The sequence below is a fragment of the Nocardia cyriacigeorgica genome, from assembly GCF_005863245.1.
Taxonomy (GTDB): Bacteria; Actinomycetota; Actinomycetes; order Mycobacteriales; family Mycobacteriaceae; genus Nocardia; species Nocardia cyriacigeorgica_C.
The window spans coordinates 325,017-345,402 of sequence record NZ_VBUT01000005.1 but is presented as its reverse complement, the minus strand read 5'-3'; the positions used below and the strand labels follow the sequence as shown (position 1 = coordinate 345,402).

18 protein-coding genes are annotated in these 20,386 nt (G+C 68.7%); 7 read left to right on the top strand and 11 right to left on the bottom strand.

What is annotated here, in order from left to right; all coding sequences use genetic code 11:
- Positions 1–15: 15 nt before the first annotated feature.
- From FEK34_RS14745 to FEK34_RS14730, 4 genes are read right to left on the bottom strand one after another with little or no spacing between them, the layout of a single operon-like run.
- Positions 16–1,239 (bottom strand): NAD(P)/FAD-dependent oxidoreductase, encoded by a 1,224-nt coding sequence (locus FEK34_RS14745; RefSeq protein WP_138448432.1) that lies wholly within the window; start codon positions 1,237–1,239, stop codon positions 16–18.
- Positions 1,236–1,421: a rubredoxin gene (locus FEK34_RS14740; RefSeq protein WP_138448431.1), complete on the bottom strand. Its 186-nt coding sequence runs from the start codon at positions 1,419–1,421 to the stop codon at positions 1,236–1,238. Before FEK34_RS14740 ends, FEK34_RS14745 begins: the two co-directional genes overlap by 4 nt.
- Positions 1,418–1,600 (bottom strand): rubredoxin, encoded by a 183-nt coding sequence (locus tag FEK34_RS14735; protein ID WP_138448430.1) that lies wholly within the window; start codon positions 1,598–1,600, stop codon positions 1,418–1,420. The genes FEK34_RS14740 and FEK34_RS14735 overlap by 4 nt, the downstream gene beginning before the upstream one ends.
- The gene (locus tag FEK34_RS14730; RefSeq protein ID WP_138448429.1) at positions 1,600–2,823 is read right to left on the bottom strand and encodes an alkane 1-monooxygenase; all 1,224 of its coding nucleotides are present in this window, start codon (positions 2,821–2,823) and stop codon (positions 1,600–1,602) included. The genes FEK34_RS14735 and FEK34_RS14730 overlap by 1 nt, the downstream gene beginning before the upstream one ends.
- 180 nt (positions 2,824–3,003) lie before the next feature.
- Between FEK34_RS14730 and FEK34_RS14725 the strand changes: the two genes are divergently transcribed.
- Positions 3,004–3,630, top strand: coding sequence for a TetR/AcrR family transcriptional regulator (locus tag FEK34_RS14725; protein ID WP_249359181.1), 627 nt, complete (start codon positions 3,004–3,006; stop codon positions 3,628–3,630).
- 194 nt (positions 3,631–3,824) lie between these two features.
- On the opposite strand, the gene FEK34_RS14720 is transcribed toward FEK34_RS14725, so the two are convergent.
- The 5 genes from FEK34_RS14720 to sigJ (FEK34_RS14700) all read right to left on the bottom strand — a co-directional run bounded on the left by FEK34_RS14720 (position 3,825) and on the right by sigJ (FEK34_RS14700) (position 9,364).
- Entirely contained in the window at positions 3,825–4,757 is a 933-nt protein-coding gene (locus FEK34_RS14720) for an RNA polymerase sigma-70 factor (RefSeq protein ID WP_138448428.1), read from the bottom strand.
- Between the two features lie 120 nt (positions 4,758–4,877).
- Positions 4,878–6,068: an NAD(P)/FAD-dependent oxidoreductase gene (locus tag FEK34_RS14715; RefSeq protein ID WP_138448427.1), complete on the bottom strand. Its 1,191-nt coding sequence runs from the start codon at positions 6,066–6,068 to the stop codon at positions 4,878–4,880.
- A 154-nt stretch (positions 6,069–6,222) separates the two neighbouring features.
- On the bottom strand, positions 6,223–7,161 hold the full coding sequence (sigJ, locus tag FEK34_RS14710; RefSeq protein WP_138448426.1) for an RNA polymerase sigma factor SigJ: 939 nt from the start codon (positions 7,159–7,161) through the stop codon (positions 6,223–6,225).
- 10 nt (positions 7,162–7,171) lie between these two features.
- Positions 7,172–8,362: an NAD(P)/FAD-dependent oxidoreductase gene (locus FEK34_RS14705; protein ID WP_138448425.1), complete on the bottom strand. Its 1,191-nt coding sequence runs from the start codon at positions 8,360–8,362 to the stop codon at positions 7,172–7,174.
- 111 nt (positions 8,363–8,473) lie between these two features.
- Complete coding sequence (gene sigJ, locus FEK34_RS14700; RefSeq protein ID WP_138448424.1) at positions 8,474–9,364, bottom strand: RNA polymerase sigma factor SigJ; 891 nt, start codon at positions 9,362–9,364, stop codon at positions 8,474–8,476.
- Between the two features lie 134 nt (positions 9,365–9,498).
- On the opposite strand from sigJ (FEK34_RS14700), the gene FEK34_RS14695 reads away from it, so the two are divergent.
- From FEK34_RS14695 to FEK34_RS14685, 3 genes are all read left to right on the top strand, one after another.
- A complete protein-coding gene (locus FEK34_RS14695) occupies positions 9,499–10,083 on the top strand; it encodes an NADPH-dependent FMN reductase (RefSeq protein ID WP_138448423.1) in 585 nt (194 codons plus the stop codon).
- 10 nt (positions 10,084–10,093) lie between these two features.
- The gene (locus tag FEK34_RS14690) at positions 10,094–10,546 is read left to right on the top strand and encodes a YybH family protein (protein ID WP_138448422.1); all 453 of its coding nucleotides are present in this window, start codon (positions 10,094–10,096) and stop codon (positions 10,544–10,546) included.
- A gap of 203 nt (positions 10,547–10,749) precedes the next feature.
- On the top strand, positions 10,750–11,970 hold the full coding sequence (locus tag FEK34_RS14685) for a site-specific integrase (RefSeq protein WP_138448421.1): 1,221 nt from the start codon (positions 10,750–10,752) through the stop codon (positions 11,968–11,970).
- A gap of 7 nt (positions 11,971–11,977) precedes the next feature.
- On the opposite strand, the gene FEK34_RS14680 is transcribed toward FEK34_RS14685, so the two are convergent.
- On the bottom strand, positions 11,978–13,429 hold the full coding sequence (locus FEK34_RS14680) for an amidase (protein WP_138448420.1): 1,452 nt from the start codon (positions 13,427–13,429) through the stop codon (positions 11,978–11,980).
- An 806-nt stretch (positions 13,430–14,235) separates the two neighbouring features.
- On the opposite strand from FEK34_RS14680, the gene FEK34_RS14675 reads away from it, so the two are divergent.
- The 3 genes from FEK34_RS14675 (at position 14,236) to FEK34_RS14665 (ending at position 18,261) form a co-directional block, all read left to right on the top strand.
- Positions 14,236–15,558: a family 1 glycosylhydrolase gene (locus FEK34_RS14675; protein ID WP_138448419.1), complete on the top strand. Its 1,323-nt coding sequence runs from the start codon at positions 14,236–14,238 to the stop codon at positions 15,556–15,558.
- 104 nt (positions 15,559–15,662) lie between these two features.
- Complete coding sequence (locus tag FEK34_RS14670; RefSeq protein ID WP_249359173.1) at positions 15,663–16,844, top strand: AI-2E family transporter; 1,182 nt, start codon at positions 15,663–15,665, stop codon at positions 16,842–16,844.
- 112 nt (positions 16,845–16,956) lie between these two features.
- Positions 16,957–18,261, top strand: coding sequence for an ABC transporter substrate-binding protein (locus FEK34_RS14665; protein ID WP_138448418.1), 1,305 nt, complete (start codon positions 16,957–16,959; stop codon positions 18,259–18,261).
- A 9-nt stretch (positions 18,262–18,270) separates the two neighbouring features.
- Here the strand turns inward: FEK34_RS14665 and FEK34_RS14660 are convergent, their stop codons facing one another.
- Positions 18,271–20,307 (bottom strand): CocE/NonD family hydrolase, encoded by a 2,037-nt coding sequence (locus FEK34_RS14660; protein ID WP_138448417.1) that lies wholly within the window; start codon positions 20,305–20,307, stop codon positions 18,271–18,273.
- Positions 20,308–20,386 lie beyond the last annotated feature (79 nt).

The window sequence follows — 20,386 nt, the reverse complement described above, 5'->3', positions numbered from 1 at the left end:
CTGCCCGCATCGACATCACCGGACCCGCACAGACTCCTGATCGCGCACCGCGGATTCGAGCGGTCCCTGCGCGCAGGCCTGCGGATCGAGGTGGGCGCCGTCGGCGATGAGGCCGCGCGCGGTGCGCATCTCACCGGGGCAGCCGAGGCCTGCCGCGCCGACGAGCCGGCCCGCGCGCAAGGCAAGCACCGCGGGCGTTTCGGTGTCCGCTCCTCGAATGACGAGTTCGTCGTCGGCGCCGATGCGGCCGGCGAATTGCAGGTTCACCCCGTACTGGGTGGACCACCCGAACGGCACCTCGGGTGCGGTGGGCGCGGCGTCGAGCATGCTGCGGGCCGCGGCGGCGCCTTGGGATCGGGCGCTGTTCCAGTGCTCGCTGCGCTCGAAACCGCCGAGCTCGGGGACGTAACGGTTGGCGACATCGCCCGCGGCGTAGATGTCCGGCACCGACGTGCGGTAGTGCTCGTCGACGCGAATGCCGTTGTCGATGACCACACCTGCTGTCTCGGCCAACCCGGTGTCGGGCATCGAACCGATGGCCACCAGCACCGATGACGCCGTCCACTGGCGGCCGTCGGCCGCGGTGGCGGTGACGGCGCTGTCGGTGTGGTCGAGCCGGTCGAGGGTGACGTCGTTGTGGATCGCGACGCCGTGACCGGTGTGCAGGCGGTGGATGTGGGCGCCGAGAACCGCGGGCACGACCCGGTCGAGGGGGCTGGAGGCGGCGTGCACCACCGTCACCGCCACACCGAGTCCCCGTGCGGTCGCCGCGACCTCGCAGCCGATGAGTCCCGCCCCCACCACCAGCAGGGAGCCGCCGTCGAACAGCAGTGCGCGCAGGGTGTCGGCGTCGGCGATCGATCGCATGGTCCGCGCCGCCGGGTGCTGGCCGGGCAGTGTGCGGGGCCGCGCGCCGGTGGCCAGCAGCAGGCGGTCGTAGTCCAGTGGTGTGCCGTCGGCCAACCGGATCCGGTTGCGGTCGGGTTCGATCCGGTCCACCCAGGTTCCGGGACGGATGTCGATGTCGGCGGCGCGCCACGAATCCGCGGAATCGATGAGCAGCCTGGCCGGTGCCGCGGTTCCGGCCAGCAGCTCCTTCGATACCGCGGGCCGCCGGTACGGCAGCGCCGGCTCACCGCCGAGGACCACGATCGCGCCGGCGTAACCCTCCTTGCGCAGAGTCTTCGCGGCGGTGGCGCCGGCGATTCCGGCGCCGACGATGACGATGCGTCCGCTCATGCGCGAGCGACCTCGACCATGTCGAAATCGGCTTTCGCCGCACCGCAATCCGGGCACGACCAGTCGTCGGGGATGTCGTCCCAGCGGGTGCCCGCGGCGATGCCGTCCTCGGGCCAACCGAGGGCTTCGTCGTATTCGAAACCGCACTGCACGCAACGGAACAGCTTGTAGTCGGTGCTCATGTCATGCTCCTGTCGGTGGAAACGGGTTGGAAGTCGGGCTTTTCGCGGACCCCGCAGTCGGGGCAGCACCAGTCGTCGGGGATCGCCGGCCATGCGGTGCCTGCCGGGAAACCTTCGCGGGGCGCGCCGGCCGCTTCGTCGTAGCGGTAGTCGCACACCGGGCAGATGTAGACGGCCATCACGCCGCCCCGTACCGGGCCAGCACGCGATCCCGTTTGGCGGGCTGGATGTTGACGCGGGTGATGTCGCCGTCGTAGTGGTCGAGCACGCGATGGTCCATGACCTTGCGCCACAGCGGCGGGAGGTAGGCCAGCGAGATCATGCTGGCGTAGCCGCTGGGCAGGTTGGGCGCACCGTCCATGCTGCGCAGGATCTGATAGCGGCGCGTCGGATTCGCGTGGTGGTCGCTGTGGCGCTGCAAGTGGTACAGGAAGATGTTGGTGACGATGTGGTCGGAGTTCCAGCTGTGTGCGGGGGTGCATCGCTCGTACCGCCCGGCCGGGGTGCGTTGACGCAGCAGACCGTAATGCTCGAGATAGTTCACCGTCTCCAGCAGCGAGAACCCGTACACCGCCTGGATCACCAGGAACGGCAGCACCGCCGGACCGAACACCGCGACCAACCCGGCCCACAGCACCACCGTCATCAACCACGCGTTGAGCACATCGTTGCGAAACGTCCACGGCCCCTTGCCCATCCGTTGCAGCCGGGTGCGTTCCAGCTCCCACGCCGAGCGCAGGCTGCCCCACACACTGCGCGGCAGGAACGCCCAGAACGATTCGCCGAACCGGGAGCTCGCGGGATCCTCCGGGGTGGCCACGCGCACGTGGTGGCCGCGATTGTGCTCGATATAGAAGTGGCCGTAGCCGGTTTGGGCGAGGGTGATCTTCGACAGCCACCGCTCCAGTTCGTCCTTCTTGTGGCCGAGTTCGTGGGCGGTGTTGATGCCTACGCCGCCCATCACACCGATGCTCAACGCGACCCCGATCTTCGACCACAGGCCGAGACCGCCGTCGATACCGAGCCACGACAGGTCCGTCGCCGTCCACAGGTAGGCAGCGAACACCAGGCTGGCCAGCTGGAACGGGATGTAGGCGTAGACGCAGTAGCGGTAGTAGCGGTCGTGTTCGAGCTGCGCCATCACCTCCTCGGGCGGGTTCTGCCCGTCCGGGCCGAAGAAGCGGTCCAGGATCGGCAGCAGCACATACAGCAGCAGCGGCCCGATCCACCACCACACCGGCGCCACCTGCTGCCAGCCCAGCTGGTTGAACACCCACACCAGCGCGGCCGCCAAGCCGAGCGCGGTCGGCGGGATCAGCCCGAACAACCACAGGTAGCGCTTGCGGTCACGCCAGGGCGGGGTGGCCGCTTCGGCGCGCTCCCCCAGCTGTGAGGTCGTCATCGTCGTTCTCCTCGGATCGGTGAGCGGGGCGGTCCGCACGGGTCGTTGCTGCCCTCATCGGTGTCCGCAACGGTCGGACCAGCTCCGTTTACACTTTGCTGTGATGTGTATTCATTAGAAACACATCACACGAGATTGTCAACGGATGGACGGAAACGGCTGTGATGTACGATGGCCGTTGTGGCTGAAGCGCCGAACTTTCACAGCGAGATGCGCCAACTGCTGCGCGCCCGCGTCATCGACACCGCCCGCCACCTCGTCTGCACCGAGGGCTGGGGCGCGGTCAACATGTCGCGCGTCGCCAAGGAAGTGGGCGTGAGCAGGCCCGTGCTCTACAAGGAGATCGGCACCAAACACGACCTCGCCGACGCCGTCATCGGCAACGAACTCGACACCTTCCTCGCGGGCATCACCGACACCATCGCCGCCCACCCCGACGACGTCCTGGCCGCGCTCACCGCCGCCGTCGACTTCACCTTGCGCACCGCCGCCGACAACACCCTGCTCAAAGCGGTACTGGCGGGCCGATCCAGCGCCGACACCAGCCTGCTGCCCACCCTGATGACCGAGCCCGAACCCGTCCTCGGCCGCGCCGCCACCACCCTCACCGCCGTGGTGCGCACCCAGTACGGACTGCCCGCGCTCACCGATGACGAACTCGGCAGCCGAGTCGAGGCCGTGGTCCGGCTGGCGTTGAGTCACCTGTTCCAGCCCACCGGGCCCATCGAGCGTGCCGTCACCCAGATCACCCTGGTCATCGACGCCATCTTCGGCCCGGCCGCCGGCGAGGCCGCACCCGCACGCTGACCCCGGCCGCCGCGACTCCGGGGAGACGCGCCTGTGCGGACCTGGCCACATCCGGTCCGGCTGCTATCACTCCGAATCCGGGGCGGACCGAGTCGGCCGAATCCTCGACGCCGTCGCGTTCGCCGAACACGGCACAGCCCGCGGCACGGTCGTGATCACGTTGGATCGAACCTCACCGTGGGCTGCGGAACACCTCACCGCAAGGTCAGCGGCGTCTCGGAATCGAGGTGGGTCAGTTTCTGCGGGTTGCGCACGTAGTACAGGCCGCTGATTTGGCCGTCCTCGATATGGGTCACGATGACGCCGTCGAGCTCGCCGTCCACATACAGCGCCAGCGCGGGCCCGGCATTGACCACCGTCGCCTCGACGCTGAGCACCACATCGTGTTTGGTGAGCCCGCCGACGATGAAACGCGCCACCTTGTCCGCGCCGACGACCGGCCGCGGCGAGGCCTGCTTGATGCCGCCGCCGTCGCTGATCGCCACCACGTCGGGCGCCAGCACATCGAGCAGCCCCTGCACATCCCGTGTCTCGAGCGCCTGCTGGAACGCCGCCACCGCCGCCTGCGCCTGATCGGCGGTGACGGTGCGCCGTGGCCGGCGCGCCTCGACGTGGCGGCGCGCGCGGTGGGCGATCTGATGCACCGCGGCCGGGGTCTTGTCGACGGCGGCCGCGATGTCGTCGTAGCCGAAGCCGAACGCCTCACGCAGCACGAACACCGCGCGTTCGGTCGGCGTCAGGGTTTCGAGCACGAGCATCAACGCCATCGACACGCTGTCGGCGAGGTCGCCGTCGGACGCGGCTTCCGGCGCGGTCAGCAGCGGCTCCGGCAGCCACGAACCGATATAGGATTCGCGGCGCCGTTTCAGTGAACGCAGCCGGTTGAGCGCTTGCCGGGTGGTGATGCGCACCAGATAGGCGCGTTCGTCGCCGACCTGGGCCAGATCGACTTTCACCCATCGCAGCCACGTTTCTTGCAGGACGTCCTCGGCGTCGGCCGCCGAACCGAGCATCTCGTAGGCGACGGTGAACAGCAGATTGCGGTGCCGGACGAAGGTCTGGGTCGCGTCGACGGTCGCGTGGTCCTCGCCGCTGGTCTGCGGGTCGGACGCAGCCGGTGTGTTCATGAGGTCCTCTCCCCTGTGGTGCTGCTGCATTCTCGCCGATGCGGCGATGGCATCGGGCGGGTGGCGGCGTCGGTGCGCCACCACCCGCTGCCGGGTCGATGCCACCGTCGTGATCGCAGGTCAGGCGATGGTCGCGGGTGCCTCGCCGGACACGGCCTGCAACAGCTTCGGGCGATGCTTGCCGTCGCTGGGCCAATGATGCGCGCCGGGCTTGCGCGCCTCGGTGACCAGATGCTTGACGCTGGCCTGGCAGGAGAACTCCTTGAGCGCCTTACCCACCGGGCCGGTGAAGTACAGCCGCATCGCCGTATCGTCCTTGTGGCCGAGCTGGAAGATCCCGGCGCGGCGACCGAAACTGATGCACATCGCCGGGAACGCCAGGTCGACCGGTTCCGGCTGCCGGCCCGCGATCCGCCGCAGCACGGTGTCGGCCGCATGGGCGCCCAGGCATCCGGCGGCGTAGGCGCTCATCCGGAACGGCAGACCCGACGGCGCCGAGCAGTCGCCGGCGGCCACGATCCGCTCGTCATCGACGCTGGTCAACGTCTCATCGGTGAGCAGACGCCCGGCGTCGTCGGTGCGCAACCCGGAACGCTCCGCCAGATCCGGCACCCCGAAGCCCACCGCCCAGATGGTGACCCGGCTCGGCACCGTCCGCCCATCACGCAACTCCACCGCATCCGCACGCACCGCCGTCACCGCGCTATCAGCGCCTTCGAGCACCGCCACCCCGAGCTTCGCCAGGTACTTGCGGGCGGTGCGCCGCGCGCTGGGATGCAAGTAGGGCCCGAGCAGCCCGCCGCACACCAACGTCACCGCGCTGCCTTGCTCGGCCAGCTCCGCGGCGGTCTCGATGCCGGTCGGGCCGCCACCGACCACGGTCACCGGCGCCGTCATCGGCGTATCGAACAGCACCGACCGCAGCCGCTGCGCAGCCTCCAATGTCGCCACCGGGTAAGCGAATTCCGCCACGCCCGGCACCTGCGGGTCGGCGCTGCCGCTGCCCACCGCGTAGATCAGATAGTCGTAGCCGAGGGTGGTTCCCCCGGTGAGCCGTACGCTGCGCCCCGCCGCATCGATGTGGTCCACGCTGTCCACGACCAGCCGCACCCCCTCGGCCAGCACCTCGGCGTAGTCGACCACCGCGTCATGAGTGCCGCCGACCAGCTGATGTAGCCGCAACCGCGGCACGAACAGCGAACGGGGATTGATCACCGTCACCGACACGTCGGCGCGCTGGGTCATCCGGTTGGCCGCCATCACTCCGGCGTATCCGCCGCCGATCACGACGACGTCGATGGTGTTGCTCATGATGTCTCCTTCGCTCTGTGGGACTCGAGCACAAGACACCGCGCGGACCGGCTTTCTGACATCATGTGATCCAGATCACTCTATGAGGTAGCGGCGGGGTAGGCACCGGCGAGCACCTTCGACACGCCCATCCTCGACACGAACCTGCGGCGTGTCACCAGGATTCGAGCACCGGAACATCACGCTCACGCCGCCGCCACCGCTCGGCGAGGCGACCGATGCGATGCGGGGCGGCGATGCCGCGCACGGCGGCGATCTTGCCCTCACGCACCTCGAGCACCGCGACACCCAGAACCCGGTCGTCGAGGGTGAACAGCATCGCCGGACTGCCGTTGACCACGGCCGCATGGATCGACGGCGAACCACCGGCCAGCCGCCGCTTGGCCGCGGTCGGCCGCAAACCGGCCCGCACGGCGTCGGCGACCCGCTCCCGCGTCGTGTGCCGAATCAACGTCGTCGCCGTACCGCCGGCGCCGTCGGACACGGCGGTGGCATCGGCGGTCAGCAGCCGCACCAGCTGATCGGTCCGCCCCGACGACGACGCCGCCACGAACGCCTCGACGACCCGCCGCGCCGACGCCGGATCGACAGTCGCGGGCGTGCGCTCAGCGGCGATGCGGCGCCGCGCCCGATGAACATGCTGCTGGCTCGCCGACTCCGAGATCTCCAGGATCTCGGCGATCTCGGCGTGGCTGTAGGAGAACGCCTCCCGCAGCACATACACCGCCCGCTCGACCGGCGACAGCCGCTCCAGCAGCGTCAGCATCGCCAACGTCACCGACTCACGCTGCTCGACGGTATCGGCCGGACCGAGCATCGGATCACCATCGAGCAGCGGCTCCGGCATCCACGCACCCACCGCGCGCTCGCGGCGGACCTTCGCCGAACGAAGCCGATCCAACGCCAGATTGGTGACGATCTTGGTCAACCACGCCTCCGGCACCTCGACATAGTCGTGATCGGCGGCCTGCCACCGCAGAAACGCATCCTGCACCGTGTCCTCGGCATCGGCCGCCGAACCGAGCAGACGGTAGGCCAACGAGGCCAGCCGATTCCGGCTGGCCTCGAAACGCGCCACGGTGGCAGTGTCCATACCGACGACCCTAAACGAGCGCCACCTCGGGCGAACGCTGCCCCACCGCGGTCAATCGATAGCGGCGGCTCGGCATTCCGAACGTCGGACGGCTGATCGCCCAGCCGCTGACCGCCACGATCGACGACTTCACCGCCACCGCCGCACGCCCGCACAACGCACCCGGCTTCGCGCGAGCCTCACCATCGACCAACTGGTAGATCGCATCCTTGCGACCGAGGCTGATGTGGTTGCCCACATAGCTGAGCGTGGTCGCCTTCACCGCGCGCCCGGTCAGGTCCCCGACGATCGCCGCGACCGCCTGCATACCGGTGAACCCCGCCGACGCGCACGACATCGGCAACGGACGGCCGTTCGCACCGATGACGAACACACTGTCGCCGGCGGCATACACATTCCGATGCGACACCGACCGCATCTGCCGATCCACCGTGATCCGGCCATCGGCCTGCACCGCCAGACCACCGTCGGCGGCGATCGCAGGCACCGCGAACCCCGCCGCCCACACCGTCGCATCCGAGGCGAAAACCCTGCCGTCGGCGGCGACCACCGCGGTCTCCTCGACACTGTCGACGGCGGTGTGCTCATGAATCGAGATCCCGAACCGATCGAACGCACGCAACAGGTGCTGGCGCGCCTTCGGCCCCAGCCAGCCGCCGAGTTCACCGCTGGTCACCAAGCTCACCTCCAAACCGGGACGGGCTTCGGCGATCTCGGTGACCGCCTCGATCGCGGTCAGATTCCCGCCGACCACCACAACCTTCCCGGACCCGTCCAGCTCATCCAGGCGGGCACGCAACCGCAACGCCGACGGCCGCGCAGCCACATCGAAGGCGTACTCACCGACGCCCGCCACACCGTGGCCGGCGCCGGCACTGCCGAGGGTGTACACCAGGGTGTCGTATTCGATCCGGTCCACACCCGCCTCATCGGCGACAGTGACAGTCTGGTGCTCGGCGTCGAGAGCGGTCACCCGCGCGGTGCGCAGCACGATGCCGGTGCCGGCGAATACCTCGCTCAGCGGCCGGCGCGGAAGCTCGTGACCGGCGGCCAACTGGTGCAGGCGCAACCGCTCCACGAAATCGGGCTCGGCGTTGACCACGGTGATCTCCACCTCGTCGGCATACAACTTCCGAGCCAGGTATCCCGCGCAGAAGGCTCCGGCGTAGCCGGCCCCGAGGACGACGATGCGGTGCTTCATTGGATCGCTCCTATCTGTTCGTGTGCACCCTGAACGAGACAGCCCGCGAATCCCTGACAGCACCATCGAGTGACATGGCTCACTGCGCCTGCCCGGCCACGTTCGGCCAGGTCAGACCGCCGCCCACGGCCGCAACTTCTCCGGATTCCGGATCACCCAGATCCGGGTGATGCGGCCACCGACGATGTCGAACGCATACACCGAGATGACGGCGCCCTCCTTCAACGCCACCAGACCGGGCTGACCGTTGACCGTGCGCTCCAGCAGCGTGACCGGGCCACCACGCGCCGCGATCTCCATCCACGCCCGGGCGATCTGCTCCCCACCGACGATCGGCTCACGGAACGCCACGACCCGCCCGCCGCTGTCGGCCGTCGCGCACGCCCGCGGATCCAGCAACCCGATCAACGCCTCGATATCGCCTGCCTCCCAGGCACGTTTGAAATCCCGCACCACCTCGGCGCGCTCGGTACTCGACGGACGCGGCGAGGTATCGATCCGGCGGCGAGCACTGCACGCGAGCTGACGGCACGCCGCGGGCGAACGCCCGACAACCTCGGCGACCTCCGCGAACGAGTAACGAAACACATCGTGCAGCACGAACGCCACCCGCTCAGCCGGCGTCATCGAATCCAGCACCACCAGAAACGCCATACTGACCGACTCGTCGAGAGTGACCTGATCGGCCGGATCCGCAGCGCCCGACCGGTCCCGCCACTCCGCGCGCCCCGGCACCGGCTCCGGAATCCAGTCACCCACATACCGTTCCCGCCTCGCCCGCGCCGACCCGAGCACATCCAGACAGATCCGGCTCGCCACCGTCGTCAACCACGCGCCGGGCGCCGCCACCTCCGCGCGCTGCCGTTCCGACAGCCCGTACCAGCGCGCGAAGGTCTCCTGCACCACATCCTCGGCCTCGGCCAGCGAACCGAGCAGCCGGTAGGCCAGATTGATCAGCTGACGGCGTTCGGCGATCACCTCGGTCAGGTGCGGGTCGGTCATCCTCGGCTCCTCACAGGTCTGCGGTCCCTACCCATACCGACGACGCAGCGCCCCGGTATGTGAGGCGGCCTGACATTCCGCGCGGCTGTGTCGTCGGGAAGGCGTCACCATCCCGCACATCAGGAGTTCAGGCAATGACCACGATCGGCATCATCCTCGGCAGCACCCGGCCCAACCGCAACGGCCCGCAAATCGCGCAGTGGGTCCTGGACACCGCCACCCGACGCGGCGACATCGGCGTCGAACTGATCGACCTGCGCGACCACGCGCTGCCCCATTTCGACGAACCCGCACCGCCGATGTTCGGTCCGTCCCCGCCCGAACACACCCGCGCCTGGGCCGAGCGGATCGCCCCGTTCGACGGCTACCTGATCGTGACCCCCGAATACAACGGCGGCGTCCCGGGAGTACTGAAGAACGCCATCGACCATCTGTGCGCCGAATGGGCGAACAAGGCCGTCGGATTCGTCTCCTACGGCGTCAACGGCGGCGCCCGCGCAGTCGTTCAGCTGCGCACGGTGTGCGGCACCCTCGGCATGGCCGACGTCGGCCACCAGGTCACCATCTCGCTGCTCACCGATTTCGCCGACCACACCACCTTCACACCCCGCGACCACCACACTGACGCCCTGCACAAGACACTGGACCAGCTCATCGCCTGGAGCACGGCACTCGCACCGCTGCGGGCACCCGCCGACACCGCTCTCGTCCAGGCCTGAGGAGCCGAACATGGCCACAACCAGCGAACTCCACCCCGGCACCGACGAGGCCGAGATCCGCCAGCAGATCGACACCGTGATCGACGCACTTCAGGCCAAGGACCTCGAAGCGCTGAAATCCCTCTACACCACCGACGTCGTGTCCTTCGACATCGAACCGCCACTGCAACACGTGGGAATCGCGGCGAAACTCGCCAACTGGGCACGCGTGTTCCAAGCCTTCGACACCATCACCTACGACATCCGCGACCTCACCTTCACCGTCGGTGGAGACGTCGCCTTCGGCCACGCCTTCGCACGCCTGCGCGGCACCCGCGCCGACGGTGCTGCAATACCCGGCATGTGGGTGCGAGTCAGCTACGGCATGCGCAACATCGACGGCACCTGGCTCATCGCCCACGACCAGGTCTCGGTCCCCTACGACATCGCCAGCGGCCGGGCCGTCACAGATCTCGAGCCCTGACGGATCAGGGGTCCCGAACCACGATGGGACCCCTGAAACCTCCCCCGATAGCCGAGGATTCGACGGAAACGTCTAGAGCCGGGCGTGACGACCAATACGGTCCCGGCGCGCTCGCCCGGCACCACGGCGCCGACCGCCGCGCACCGGATAGATTCGGGCAGAACACGAATCCGTCGTGCGCTGCACCGAACCGAAGGGCACAGATGACCGAGGACTCGCCCACACACCAGCAGCGCGGCATCGCCATTCCCGACCCGGTCCGCGCGCAACTGCAACGCGGAGTCCACAGCGTCCTCGTCGACACCGCCGCGCTGCGCGAAGTGCGGCAGCGCTTCGCCGACGACCAGGCCGCCACCCTCGGCCGATACCTCGAAGCCTCACAATCGGCGAACACCGTGCGCGCCTACCGCACCGACTGGATCGCCTGGACGGCCTGGTGCGCCGCCGAAGGCAGGCAGGCACTGCCCGCCGACGCACTCGACGTCGCCGTCTACCTCGCCGCCGCAGCCGATGCCCGCACCGACGACGGCGCGCACGCCTTCGCCCCCGCCACCCTCGAACGCAAATCCGCCGCCATCGCCGCCGTGCACGCCGCCAACGGATTACCCTCACCCACCCGCTCCGACGTCGTCCGCCTCACCCTCCGCGGCATCCGCCGCACCCGCCGCGCCCGACCGGTCCGCAAACGCCCGATCCTGCTGCACACCCTCGAACAACTCCTCACCGGACTACCCGAACCCGGCTGGCCCACCGAACCCGCACGCCGACGCGACACCCTCGCCCTGCTCATCGGATTCGCCGGCGCCCTGCGCCGCAGCGAACTCGCCGCACTCCGCGTCGGCGACGTGCACGTCACCCAGGACCACACCACCGGCGAACCCGTCCTGCTCATCCACCTGCCCACCAGCAAAACCGACCCCACCGGCATCACCGAACAACGCGTCGCCCTCCCCCGCGGCACCCGCCCACACACCTGCCCCGTCTGCGCCTTCGCCGACTGGATCGCGCTGCTCGCCCTGCACGCCGCAGCCCCCGACCGGCTCCGCGAAAAGCTCACCACCACACCGGTTCCCGACCCGGCCATCCACCGCTGCCACGGCTTCACCGGCATCCCGGCACCCCTTCCCGCCGACCAACCCCTCTTCCCCGCCATCACCCGCCACGGCGGCATCGGCACCACCCCGATCTCCGGCCGAGCCGTCGCCGAACTCGTCAAACGCTACGCCGCCCGCGCAGGCCTCGACCCCGCCCTGTTCTCCGGCCACTCCCTGCGCGCCGGCTTCGCCACCCAAGCCGCCCTCGGCGGCGCCGCCGACCGCGAAATCATGCGCCAAGGCCGCTGGTCCAACCCCCGCACCGTGCACCGCTACATCCGCACCGCAAACCCCTTGGACGACAATGCCGTCACCAAACTCGGGCTGTAGCAGCGATCTACTCCGGTGGCAGAAAGCCGCCGATCCGCTGCTCGAGCAGCTCGGCCAACCGCAGTGGTGTTCGATCCTCGAACATCGGGCCGATCAGTTGCACCCCGACCGGTAGCCCCTCGGGTGAACGGCCCGCGGGCACCGCGGTCGCGGGCAGGCCGGGCATCGTCGCCACACCGGCCCACACGAGCTGATCCAGGTACGGGTACTGGGCGCCCTCGATCTCGAGTCGGCGCCCCAGCAGATCCGGGTCGTGATCGTGCGCGAACGCCGGCGTCGGGGTGATCGGGCACACCACGGCATCGAACTCACCGAACAGCTGCCGCCAGCCATGGCGGTGACGCTCGCGAGCGTTGTTCGCCGCCATCCAATCGCGGTGGGTGCACACCGTCGCACGCAGCCGCGTCGCAGCCAGACTCCGATCCTCGGCGTCCAATCCGGCGGCACGGGCGCGCAGCTGCTCATATGCGTCGACGGGGTAATGCGCGACAGCACTCGAGAACAGTAACTGCATGTAAATCGTCGCGGCTTCGGCCAGGTCCGGCAGTAGCGGGCTGTGCCGCTCCACGCGCGCACCCGCATCGGCCAGCGCGTCTGCCACCCGGTGCACACCCGCCCGCACAGCGGACCCGGTCGGAATGAGCGGATGCTCATCCAGAACAAGCACCCGGAAATCCCCCAGCCGATCGCGGCGCGCGGGCGGCAACATCGAGCGATAGGCGACACCGGACGTCAGCGGGTCCGGGCCCGCCATCACATCGAGCAGCAGCGTGAGATCGCGAGCAGTGCGGGCCATCGGGCCCACCACGGCGAGATCGGCTTCGATCGGCCACGCCGGCGCGCGCGGCGGGACCATGCCGCGCATCGACGCCAGCCCGAGCGTCGGCTTGTGCGCGTAGACGCCACAGAAATGGGCCGGTGTGCGCAGCGAACCGGCGATATCGGAGCCGATCGACAACGCGCCGAACCCGCACGCCAGCGCCGCCGCCGAACCACCGGAAGACCCACCCGCCGTCCGAGCCTGATCCCACGGATTGCTGGTGGTGCCGTAGATCTCGTTGAAGCTCTGCACATCCTGCAACCCCAACGGCACATTCGTCTTCCCGAGCACCACCGCCCCCGCCGCCTTCAACCGCGCCACCTGCACCGCGTCCTCGGCGGGCACGAAGTCGCGCTCCTGCGGCATGCCCCAGGTCGTCGGCAGCCCCGCGATGTTGTAGGACTCCTTCACCGTCACCGGAATGCCGAGCAGCGGGCGAATCTCGCCGCGGGCCCGCGACCGATCGGCAGCGCGCGCCGCCGCCCGAGCCCGATCGAAGTCGGGCACACAGATCGCGTTGATCGCCTCGTCGCCGCGCTCGATGGCGGCGATCGCCTGGTCGGTCAGTTCCACCGAGCTGATCTCACCGGCATGCATCGCGGCCGAAAGCTCCTCGGCCGACCGAAAATTCCACTCCATGCCGCCGACGCTAAGGGCCGGCCGGAGAGGGCATAAAACGCCAATCCGGACAACCACGATAGTCGCACCGTGCGGTTGTGCGGCCAGTCAGCGGCCCGCACGAGCGAACTCCCAGGTCACAGCCGCGCGACGAGGCGAACCCGCCCGTAGGAGCCACGGCACCCCCGCTTCGCGCAACAGGATCAATGTCTCGTTCTCCCCCGTCGGCGGAGCGGTCCGATCACTGCGGATTCCAGATGGGTCAACAATATTCGCGCCCGATTGCATCAGAGGTAATACGCACAGGTGAGACACACGCACTAAGACGCTGATCGCGATCAACCGCTCGCGGTGCGATTCGCCTTCGACACGATAAGCCGAACCGCATACCTCGCCGACCTCGCCGACAACCAGCCGAACGTGTGCGCCGCCGCTGGGTTCGCGTGCGTATCCAGCCGCGCACCATCGCGACGTGACGCCATCGCACGAGAAGGGGGCACCGCCCTGCCGGCCGATGCCCCCTTCTCCTCTATGCGTTTTGGTGTTGACCAGTGCCGAAGGTGAGATTTGGTTGGATAGGTGCGACATGCGTAGATGCGCATATCTACGTATCGATATTAAATAGCGCCTAGGGAGCTGAGTTGCGACGTCCTCGAGCCGAGATGCCACATCCTCCGCAAGCCGGGCCGGACTCAGCCCAGCCTTTCCCCTACCCCACCGGGAGATATCCACGCGGACAACCCACTTCCCCACCCCGCGCCCTATCGGTCGTTAGGCTTGGCCGAAAACCACACCGGGCACCTTCCACCGTGAGGAGCAGGAGTTCGATGCGTCAACCGAACCGCCGCCACGTTCTCGCCGGGCTCGCCGCCGCGACCGCCACTACCCTGCTCGGCGGACGTGCGGCTGCTCGCCCGCCGGCCCCGGAGACGGTGGCACCACTCGGCGACGACTTCCTCTGGGGCGTGGCGGCTTCCGGTTTCCAATCCGAAGGCAATGCGCCCGACAGCAATTGGATGCGCTACATCGCCGCGGGTAAGACCGAGGATCCGTACCTGAATTCGATCGACTTCTACAGTCGATTCCGGTCCGATATCGGGCTCGCCGCGCAGCTGGGTGTGCGGGTCTATCGCATCGGCATCGAGTGGGCCAGGCTCCAGCCCCGGCCGGCCGAATGGGATCCGGCCGGATTCCGGTTCTACGACAACGTCATCGCCGCCATCGAAGCGGCGGGGATGCGACCGATGCTCACGCTGGACCACTGGGTGTATCCGGGTTGGGAGGTCGATCGCGGTGGCTGGCGTAATCCGGCCATGGTCGACGACTGGCTGGCCAATGCGCGCGCCGTCGTCGAACGCTATGCCGGGCACGATCCGCTCTGGATCACCTTCAACGAGCCCGCGATGTATGTACTGAACGAGCTGCGCCATGGCGGCATCGGCGTCGGCGACGTCGGCGCCATGCAGGACCGTATCGCCCTGGCCCACAACAGCATCTACGACCACATCCACCGCGTGCACCCGGGCGCGATGGTGTCCAGCAATGTCGCCTATATCCCGACGGCCGAGGATGCGGTGAACGGGCCGCTGATCGACCGGATCGGGGCGAAGCTCGATTACATCGGCATCGACTACTACTACGGCTTCTCCCCCGAATCGCTGCTGGCGGGCCCGCCGGACATCAACCGGCTGTGGACGATGCCGTTGCAGGCCGAGGGCATCTATTACGCATTGCAGCATTACGCGCGCCGGTTCCCAGGGCGCCCGCTCTACATCGTCGAGAACGGGATGCCCACCGAAAACGGGCACCCGAGGGCCGACGGCTACAGCCGGGCCGACCTGCTCCGCGACACCGTGTACTGGCTGCAACGCGCGAAGGCCGACGGAATGAACCTCATCGGCTACAACTACTGGAGCCTGACCGACAACTACGAATGGGGTTCCTACACCCCGCGCTTCGGCCTCTACACCGTCGACGTCCTCACCGACCCCGCCCTGACCCGGCGGCCGACCGACGCCGTCCCCGCCTACGCCGAGATCACCCGCGCGGGTGGCGTGGCACCCGGCTACCGGCCCACACGCGGGCCCGCGGACTGCTCGTTCGTGGACGCGGCGGCCAGCTGCGCCGATCCGGTGCGGGTCCCGGGCTGACGGACGGCTCCGCCTGCGCGCCCTGGGCCGCGGACCGCTGACCGCGATGGGCGTCACCATCGACGCGCCCGGCCCGTGCGCGGGATCCGTGTAAGACTGGCGGCGTGAACGGGCCGAACGTGGACAAGACCGCAGCCGAGAAGACCGCTCGCGACCGCACGCCGAATCGCGGCGACGCCATCGGTGTCGGGGTGCTGTGGCTGGCGAAATGGGCGTTGTGCGTGGTCGTGATCGCCGCGGGCGCCTGGGTGATCGGCAATGTGGTCGCCAAACTGTGGGTGGTGTTGCTGCCGGTGCTGCTGGCGATCGTGGTCGCCACGGTGCTGTGGCCGCCGGCCCGCTGGCTCATGGACCACAAACTGCGTCCGGCCGCGGCCGCCTCGATCACCGTGATCGGGTTCCTCGGCGTGCTGGCGGGAGTGATCGCGCTGATCGTGCCGTCGGTGGTCGATCAGGCTCCCGCACTGGCGGACAAGTCCACCGAGGGCATCAACAAGGTGCGCGACTGGTTGCAGGGCCCGCCGCTGAATGTGCGCGACGAGCAGTTGGATTCCGCGGTGGACGCGGTGGTGACGCGGTTGCAGTCGAGTGCCGAGCAGATCGCGACCGGCGTGTTCACCGGCGTCAGCGCGGCGACGTCGGCGCTGATCACCCTGTTCCTGGTGCTGGTGCTGTCGTTCTTCTTCATCAAGGACGGGCCGCGTTTTCTGCCGTGGCTGCACGGTACGGTCGGCTCCCCTGCGGGCAGGCATCTCGAGGAGGTGCTGGCCCGGGTCTGGGCGGTGCTGGGTGGGTTCATCCGGACCCAGGCCGTGGTCAGCATGATCGACGCGGTGCTGATCGGTTTGGGCCTGGTGATCTTGGATGTGCCGTTGGCGTTGGTGCTCGCGGTGATCACCTTCCTCGGTGGGTTCATCCCGATGGTCGGTGCGTTCGTCGCCGGTGCGCTTGCGGTGCTGGTCGCGTTGGTCGCCAATGGCCTGACCACGGCGTTGATCGTGCTCGGCATCATCATCGCGGTGCAGCAGCTGGAAGGCAATGTGCTGCAACCGGTGTTGCAGAGCCGCAGTATGAAGCTGCACGCGGTGATCGTGTTGCTGTCGGTGACGGCCGGCGGCGCCCTGTACGGGATCGTCGGGGCGTTCCTGGCGGTGCCGGTGGCCGCGGTGGCCGCTGTGGTGATCCGCTACGTGGGCGAGCAGATCGATGTGTTCACCGCGCCGGCGCCGCAGGAGCCCGACGCGGACGCGGAGCCGGGATCGGATCTGGCGCCCGCCGCGGACTGATCGCCGCGCACGCTGCCGAAAACCCCGTCACCGCGGGCCGCCTGCCGCTACAGTCCCGGTTCACCAGGGCCACCGGGTGTTTCGGTGGGTGTGCGAAAGGTGACAGTTGACGATGCGGAGTACGGCGGCGCGGCGCGGACGGCATGCGGTCGCGGCGGCCGTCGCGGGGGTGTTGCTGGTGTCGGGGTGTTCGGCCTCCGGCGAGGAGACCACGGGTCCAGGGGTCACCAGCGAGCCCTGCCCGCAGGCAGTGGACGAGAACAAGGGCTGCATCTATCTGGGTGTGCTGTCGGATCTGGGCGGCGGGCCGTTCGCCGCACTCGGCACCGCGTTGCAGGACGGTCAGCATGCGTTCTGGTCCGCGGTGAACCGATCCGGTGGGATCGGCGGCCGCTACGAGGTCGACGACACCACCTTCGTGGAGAACACCAGCTATGACCCGACGCGCTACGCCGACGCGTACGCGAAGGTGCAGCCGCATGTGCTGGCGCTGGCGATGAGCCTCGGCACCTCGCAGACCCAGACGATTCTGGGCCGGATGGATGGCGACGACATGCTCACCGGCGCGGGCACGTTGTGGTCGGGCTGGCAGTACGCGCAAACCGATCGCGGTCTGGTGCTCGAGATCGGCTACTCCTACTGCACCGAGGCGGTTCTCGGACTGGATTGGCTCACCGAGCGGTATGGGCGGCCCGAGCGGATCGCGGTCGTGGCCTATTCGGGCAATTACGGTGAGGACTATGCGTCGGGGGCGCGTACCTGGGCGATGACCAACAATGTGCCGGTCACCGCGAACATCACCACCGCGTCCAATCGGGAACTCGGCAACCAGAATTCGGTGGTCCAGCAGGTGCTGGCCGATCCGCCGGACGCGGTCGTGCTCGCGACTGGGCCCGCGGAGACCGGCGAGATCGTGGGCAAGCTGGTGCAGCGCGGCTACCCCGGCCGGTTCATCGGTTCACTGCCGACGTGGAACGCGGCACTGCTGGACTCCCCCGCCGGGCCCGCGCTGACCGCCCGCTACGCGACGACCGCGCCCTTCGACGGGTGGGACGGCGCCAGCGCGGGTGCGGTGAGCGCGCGGGCCGCCGCGCCGCGGGTCCCGGCGAACTGGGGCTACAACGCGGGCTGGGCGTTGAGCTATCCGATGCGGGCGGTGCTGGAGAAGGTGGTGGCCGCGGGCACCGTCGACCGGGCCTCGTTGCGTGCGGCGGTGGCCGAGGGCTTGCCGGTGGATTTCGAGGGCATGCTCCCGCCGCACGACTACGCGGCGGGAGCACCGGACCCGGCGGCTCATCGGGCGGTGGTCGGGGTGCCGGACGCGGCGGCGCCGGGCGGGTTGCGGACCGTGGCCACCGATTACCACGGCCCGACCTCGAACCGGCTACAGCTCACCGAGCCGTGCATCCGGTTCTGACCGCCGCGATCACCATCCCGGTGTGCCGGAGACCGGGATATTGATCCAGCTGGGCTGGTTCGGGTCCAGGCGAACGTGCTGCGGTTTGAGTTCGCTTTCGTTGAGCAGCGGCCGCAGCGGCAGCCCGCGCGGGAAGTTCATCGCGTAGACGTCCACGCGCAGCCGGTGCCCGGGTTGCAGGATGGCGTCGGTGGCGGTGAGCCCGATATCGATGATGGTGGGTTGGCCGGGTACCAGCGGTTGCCTGGTGGCGAGGGTGAGCACCGGGTAGGGGTCGGTGTAGTCGCCGTTGGCGGAGCGGCTGGCGCGGGTTTCGTCGACGGTGCGCAGCGAGGCGGTGAGCTGGCCGCTGGTGAGCACGGTGGAGCGCCCGTCGGGTGCGACATCGTTGACCGTCACCGACCAGTAGCCGTCGGTGGCGTCGTGGACGGCGTTGAGGTGCAAGGCGATCGGCCCGGAGATCTCGGTCGGCCCCCGCACCGGCGGGCTGGTGAAGGTCAGGGCGCTGGTTTCGCTGATCCGGGAATCCTTGGCGCAGGCGTCGAGGATTCCGGTGATACCCGCGGTGCCGGTGGCCGAATCGCGCGAGCACAGGGTGGCCAGTCCGGGCGCGACGGTGAGCTGGGCGGGTGCGCCGGGCGCGGTCGAGAGGCTGCCGTCGTGGACGCTGCGTACGGTGCCCGACGGTGCCGCGTCGAGATACATGCGGCGGTAGTCCATGCCGGGGCGTGGGAAGGTGGTGGTGCTGGTCCAGCCGCCGCCCTGCTGCCACAGGGTGACGTTGTCGTAGGTGTCGATGCCGTTGTCGATGCCCTTGAGCCACTTGTCGAACCAGGCGCGTTGCAGTACGTCCAGCCGTGGCGGTGCGCCGGGCAGGCCGTTTCCGCTGCCGGTGGTCAGGTGGTAGATGTCGCCCATGATGAGCTTCTTCTGCGAGTCGGGGACGTCGACGGCGTTGTAGACCCGGGGCGAGGAGTAGGTGAAGATGTCGTGCCAGCCGCCGTAGACGAAGGTCGGGATGTCGATCTTGTCAGGGTGGCCGAGCCAGGATTGCCGGATGGCGCTGTCTTCCTGGATCAGTTCCATCAGGTGCGGCGGGATGGCGTCGACGCTGGGCACGGTGAGTGCGGCGAGCAGGTAGTTGACGAAGGTCAGCGGGTCCTGGACGCGGTCGGCCAGCCATTTCCAGTCGAACCGGCCGTCGAAGATCGACTTCACGTCCGGGATCAGTTTGGAGCTGTTGACGGCCAGCAGCCAGGCGGGCAGGAATCCGAATCCGACGCCGCCACCGGTGGCCGCGATATCGCGTAGCAGGTCGCTGCCCGGCACGATCGGGAAGATCGCTTGCAGCGCTTCGGGATTGCGTTCGGCGGTCTGCAACTGGTTGATCGCCGAGTAGGAGATGCCGGTCATGCCGACCTTGCCAGTGGACCAGGGTTGGGCGGCGGCCCAATTCACCACTTCGACGCCGTCGAGTTGTTCGCGTTCGCCGAAGACCTGCCAGATGCCCTGGGAGAAGCCGGTGCCGCGCACGTCGACGACGACCTGGGTGTAGCCGCTCTGGATGAGCTTGCGGTCCACGCCGAATGAGCGCAGCGTGCCCGCGGGCATGGCCTTGGTGATCTCGGTGAGGCCGCCGAGTCCGTAGGCGGACAGGTCGAAGCTCTTGAAGAGCTCGGTCAGGGCGTCGGCCAGTACCGGGAAGGTGAGTGCCGAATCCAGCACGTTGCCGACGAGTTTGGTGTACGGCGTGAGGTTGACGATTGTCGGCGTCTTCTCCTCGATGGGCCTGCCCGCGGCGTCGGCCGGACGGTAGACGTTGGCCTTCAGGACGGTGCCGTCGCTCATCGTGATGGGCACATCCCAGTCGATGTGCACATTCGGATAGGCGCGTGGACCGTCGTGGGTGGCGGTCCAGTGTGCGCCGAGCGCGCCGCCGTCCGGTTGCGCCTGCCCGGTCTGGGCCGCCACCAGCGCGGTGGTGGCCGCGACGATGCCCACCAGAGTGATCACGGCACTCCGGACGAGACGTCGATGTCTGATCATGTATCCCCTCATCCCGACAAGAGCGGAACTCCATCGTTCCCGACTCGCGGGTAACCATAGGATGGATCACATTTCGTGG

Coding starts and splice junctions, on each gene's coding strand:
- FEK34_RS14695 (WP_138448423.1), top strand. CDS start 9,499: ATGACCACGATCGGCATCATCCTCGGCAGCACCCGGCCCAACCGCAAC.
- FEK34_RS14690 (WP_138448422.1), top strand. CDS start 10,094: ATGGCCACAACCAGCGAACTCCACCCCGGCACCGACGAGGCCGAGATC.
- FEK34_RS14705 (WP_138448425.1), bottom strand. CDS start 8,362: ATGAAGCACCGCATCGTCGTCCTCGGGGCCGGCTACGCCGGAGCCTTC.
- FEK34_RS14735 (WP_138448430.1), bottom strand. CDS start 1,600: ATGGCCGTCTACATCTGCCCGGTGTGCGACTACCGCTACGACGAAGCG.
- FEK34_RS14720 (WP_138448428.1), bottom strand. CDS start 4,757: ATGAACACACCGGCTGCGTCCGACCCGCAGACCAGCGGCGAGGACCAC.
- FEK34_RS14745 (WP_138448432.1), bottom strand. CDS start 1,239: ATGAGCGGACGCATCGTCATCGTCGGCGCCGGAATCGCCGGCGCCACC.
- FEK34_RS14715 (WP_138448427.1), bottom strand. CDS start 6,068: ATGAGCAACACCATCGACGTCGTCGTGATCGGCGGCGGATACGCCGGA.
- FEK34_RS14730 (WP_138448429.1), bottom strand. CDS start 2,823: ATGACGACCTCACAGCTGGGGGAGCGCGCCGAAGCGGCCACCCCGCCC.
- sigJ (WP_138448424.1), bottom strand. CDS start 9,364: ATGACCGACCCGCACCTGACCGAGGTGATCGCCGAACGCCGTCAGCTG.
- FEK34_RS14740 (WP_138448431.1), bottom strand. CDS start 1,421: ATGAGCACCGACTACAAGCTGTTCCGTTGCGTGCAGTGCGGTTTCGAA.
- FEK34_RS14660 (WP_138448417.1), bottom strand. CDS start 20,307: ATGATCAGACATCGACGTCTCGTCCGGAGTGCCGTGATCACTCTGGTG.
- sigJ (WP_138448426.1), bottom strand. CDS start 7,161: ATGGACACTGCCACCGTGGCGCGTTTCGAGGCCAGCCGGAATCGGCTG.
- FEK34_RS14665 (WP_138448418.1), top strand. CDS start 16,957: ATGCGGAGTACGGCGGCGCGGCGCGGACGGCATGCGGTCGCGGCGGCC.
- FEK34_RS14680 (WP_138448420.1), bottom strand. CDS start 13,429: ATGGAGTGGAATTTTCGGTCGGCCGAGGAGCTTTCGGCCGCGATGCAT.
- FEK34_RS14675 (WP_138448419.1), top strand. CDS start 14,236: ATGCGTCAACCGAACCGCCGCCACGTTCTCGCCGGGCTCGCCGCCGCG.
- FEK34_RS14685 (WP_138448421.1), top strand. CDS start 10,750: ATGACCGAGGACTCGCCCACACACCAGCAGCGCGGCATCGCCATTCCC.